At 32.7% G+C, this 2,510-nt stretch carries 4 protein-coding genes; 3 read left to right on the forward strand and 1 reads right to left on the reverse strand.

The genetic code is table 11. The features are described from left to right. Positions 1–183 precede the first annotated feature (183 nt). A complete protein-coding gene (locus ACTJJ9_RS26055) occupies positions 184–393 on the reverse strand; it encodes a YrzA family protein (RefSeq protein ID WP_095303415.1) in 210 nt (69 codons plus the stop codon). Between the two features lie 194 nt (positions 394–587). On the opposite strand from ACTJJ9_RS26055, the gene mtnN reads away from it, so the two are divergent. From mtnN to ACTJJ9_RS26070, 3 genes are all read left to right on the forward strand, one after another. Continuing rightward, positions 588–1,280 (forward strand): 5'-methylthioadenosine/S-adenosylhomocysteine nucleosidase, encoded by a 693-nt coding sequence (gene mtnN, locus ACTJJ9_RS26060; protein WP_145585414.1) that lies wholly within the window; start codon positions 588–590, stop codon positions 1,278–1,280. Positions 1,281–1,441: 161 nt separating this feature from the next. Further along, positions 1,442–1,672, forward strand: coding sequence for a YrhC family protein (locus ACTJJ9_RS26065; RefSeq protein ID WP_095303419.1), 231 nt, complete (start codon positions 1,442–1,444; stop codon positions 1,670–1,672). Positions 1,673–2,143: 471 nt separating this feature from the next. After that, on the forward strand, positions 2,144–2,287 hold the full coding sequence (locus ACTJJ9_RS26070) for a YrzI family small protein (protein WP_145585413.1): 144 nt from the start codon (positions 2,144–2,146) through the stop codon (positions 2,285–2,287). The last annotated feature ends 223 nt before the right edge of the window (positions 2,288–2,510 follow it).

Here is a 2,510-nt window from a genome sequence, read left to right on the forward strand (position 1 = left end):
AGTGAAAAAGTCTATAAAGAAAGGCGACTATCCGTCCAAAAAATGAACGGATAGTCGCCTTTTTCGTTTACGATCTTGAAATAAAATTAAAAAACGTAAGTTTTTCAGTGGCCTCGAATTTTCCACTGTTTTTTTTATAAATCAGAATAATTACTCTTTTGTATAAAAGGTTGAATGGCAATTTTAATTCAGTGAAGCTTTAAAATGGACGACAGCACTATAGAGCCTTTTTCCATCTTCTGTGACATGCATCTGATGGGAGACGGATTGAACACTTAATAATAATGCTTGGTTCTGTTCAATTTTTTCATTGATATTCTTTTCTAAATCTTTTATTGAAGTTGCCTCAAAAAATTCGATTTTATCCTTAATAAGATCTAATTGGAAATCCATATAAACACCTCAATACTACATATTCTATAAGCATTTTATCAAACATTGAGAATAAAGAATAGCTCACATGGACAGCTGATTTTAATACATCGAATAGAAGATTATAATCCAAGCTTGCTTTGTGAAAATAAAATAGGTACACTTCTAAGGGAATACATAAGTATATCTGATATATGTGAAAGGACTTGACAACCATGAAAATTGCAATTATTGGTGCGATGGAAGAAGAAGTAACGATTTTACGAGATACTCTCGAAAACCGAAAGCAAGAATTTATTGCTGGATGTGAATTTACATCTGGAATCTATAAAGGCGTTGAAATCATTTTATTAAAGTCTGGTATTGGAAAAGTGAACGCAGCAATGAGCACAACACTTTTATTAGACCGTTATCAACCAGACTGTGTTATAAATACTGGTTCTGCGGGCGGCTTTCATTCCTCATTAAACGTTGGTGATGTTGTCATTTCATCAGAGGTTAGACATAATGATGTTGATGTTACAGCTTTTGGTTATGAGTATGGGCAAGTGCCAGGCTTACCTGCTGCGTATATTCCTAATGACATGCTAGTAAATGTTGCTGAAAAAAAGGCAAAAGAAATAAATGATATTCAAGTAGTAAAGGGTCTTATTGTAACAGGAGATTCATTCTTAAATGACCCGAATAAAGTTGAATTTATTCGCAGTAAATTCAGTAATTTGTACGCAGGAGAAATGGAAGCAGCGGCAATCGCACAAGTTTGTCATCAGTTTGATACACCATTCGTTGTGATTCGTGCTTTATCAGATATTGCTGGAAAGGAATCAGATGTATCATTTGATCAATTTTTGGACAAAGCTGCTAAGCATTCAGCACAATTAGTATTGAAAATTGTTGAAGGAATATAACGATATTCAAAATCACAGTGCTTCCTCCTATTGATATTAAATCAGGAAACTGATAGGGAGGAGGCTCTTCTCTATTCTATAGTTGGAGAAATTTACTTGCTTCGTAGCCTACTAGTTTATGATATTGTATGTTTATGTTAAATAAACTAGGTGGGGATAATATGGAAAAGAGAAGATTACGTGCACTTTTTACAGATTTTAAATATTATGCGATGATTTTATTAGCAGTTAGTGTATTTTTATATATTGGTGTTGTATTGCCGAATGAAGGAACTAGCGAATGGCGTGATATAATCTTGATGGTTTCAACGCTCATCTTCTTAGCGGCATCGTTTACTTGTTTTAAGGTCTCATTGAAATATAAAAAACAATATGAAAAGCTTGAAGAGTAAAAAACGGCTGATGTTATAGTCGTTTTTTTATTTCTACTTACTTTAGACTTGACTGCCTGTTTATGTATAGCTTCCTCGTAATCCAACTTTTAGCTCCTTTATAGGCTATGGAAAATTCAGAATTTTACAACTTTTCAAAAGTTCATTTACAGAAATGGTAAAAGAGGATATAATTACCAAGAAGAAAACAAAGGAGGTCGTTTATGATGAAATCAGTTAAAAATATGGTAACAGTAAATCTAGAATTTCATAATAACCATCTAATCGACCAAGTTGTTGAATTCTCAATTTAATGTGATTTAAAATAATTGATCATTGAGCCGCAGGTTGAGTCGAAAATGCTTGTGGCATATCTATATCTAAAACGTCACAGGCTGTCCTGTGGCGTTTTTATTTTAAAATTCCCTCTATAAAGACAGTTTGTGACGATGGCAACAAATTTGGTTTAGTATCTTTTAAGGAGGTGATACAATGACGATCAATTTATTTTTTATTACATTATCATTGACAATTTCAAAGCGTGTACAATCAAAAGATAAATATGAAAGGGATCTTGAAGTACAAGAAAGAATGGAACAATCGAAAGATTATCTATTTAAGAATGGAAATATGTAATTGAATGTGTAAAAAATATTGGGAGGCGATGTTAATGCTAAGAAGAGAATTATTAATTCACTTAATTGTTGAGAAGGACACTGCCTAGCTTGGTATAGAAATATAGAGGCTGGGACAAAAGAGGCCACTGAAAAACTTACGTTTTTTAATTTTATTTCAAGATCGTAAACGAAAAAGGCGACTATCCGTTCATTTTTTGGACGGATAGTCGCCTTTCTTTATA

Origin of the sequence: Metabacillus sp. 22489, assembly GCF_052044855.1 — a bacterium.
GTDB classification, from domain to species: domain Bacteria; phylum Bacillota; class Bacilli; order Bacillales; family Bacillaceae; genus Metabacillus; species Metabacillus niabensis.

Coding starts and splice junctions, on each gene's coding strand:
- ACTJJ9_RS26055 (WP_095303415.1), bottom strand. CDS start 393: ATGGATTTCCAATTAGATCTTATTAAGGATAAAATCGAATTTTTTGAG.
- mtnN (WP_145585414.1), top strand. CDS start 588: ATGAAAATTGCAATTATTGGTGCGATGGAAGAAGAAGTAACGATTTTA.
- ACTJJ9_RS26065 (WP_095303419.1), top strand. CDS start 1,442: ATGGAAAAGAGAAGATTACGTGCACTTTTTACAGATTTTAAATATTAT.
- ACTJJ9_RS26070 (WP_145585413.1), top strand. CDS start 2,144: ATGACGATCAATTTATTTTTTATTACATTATCATTGACAATTTCAAAG.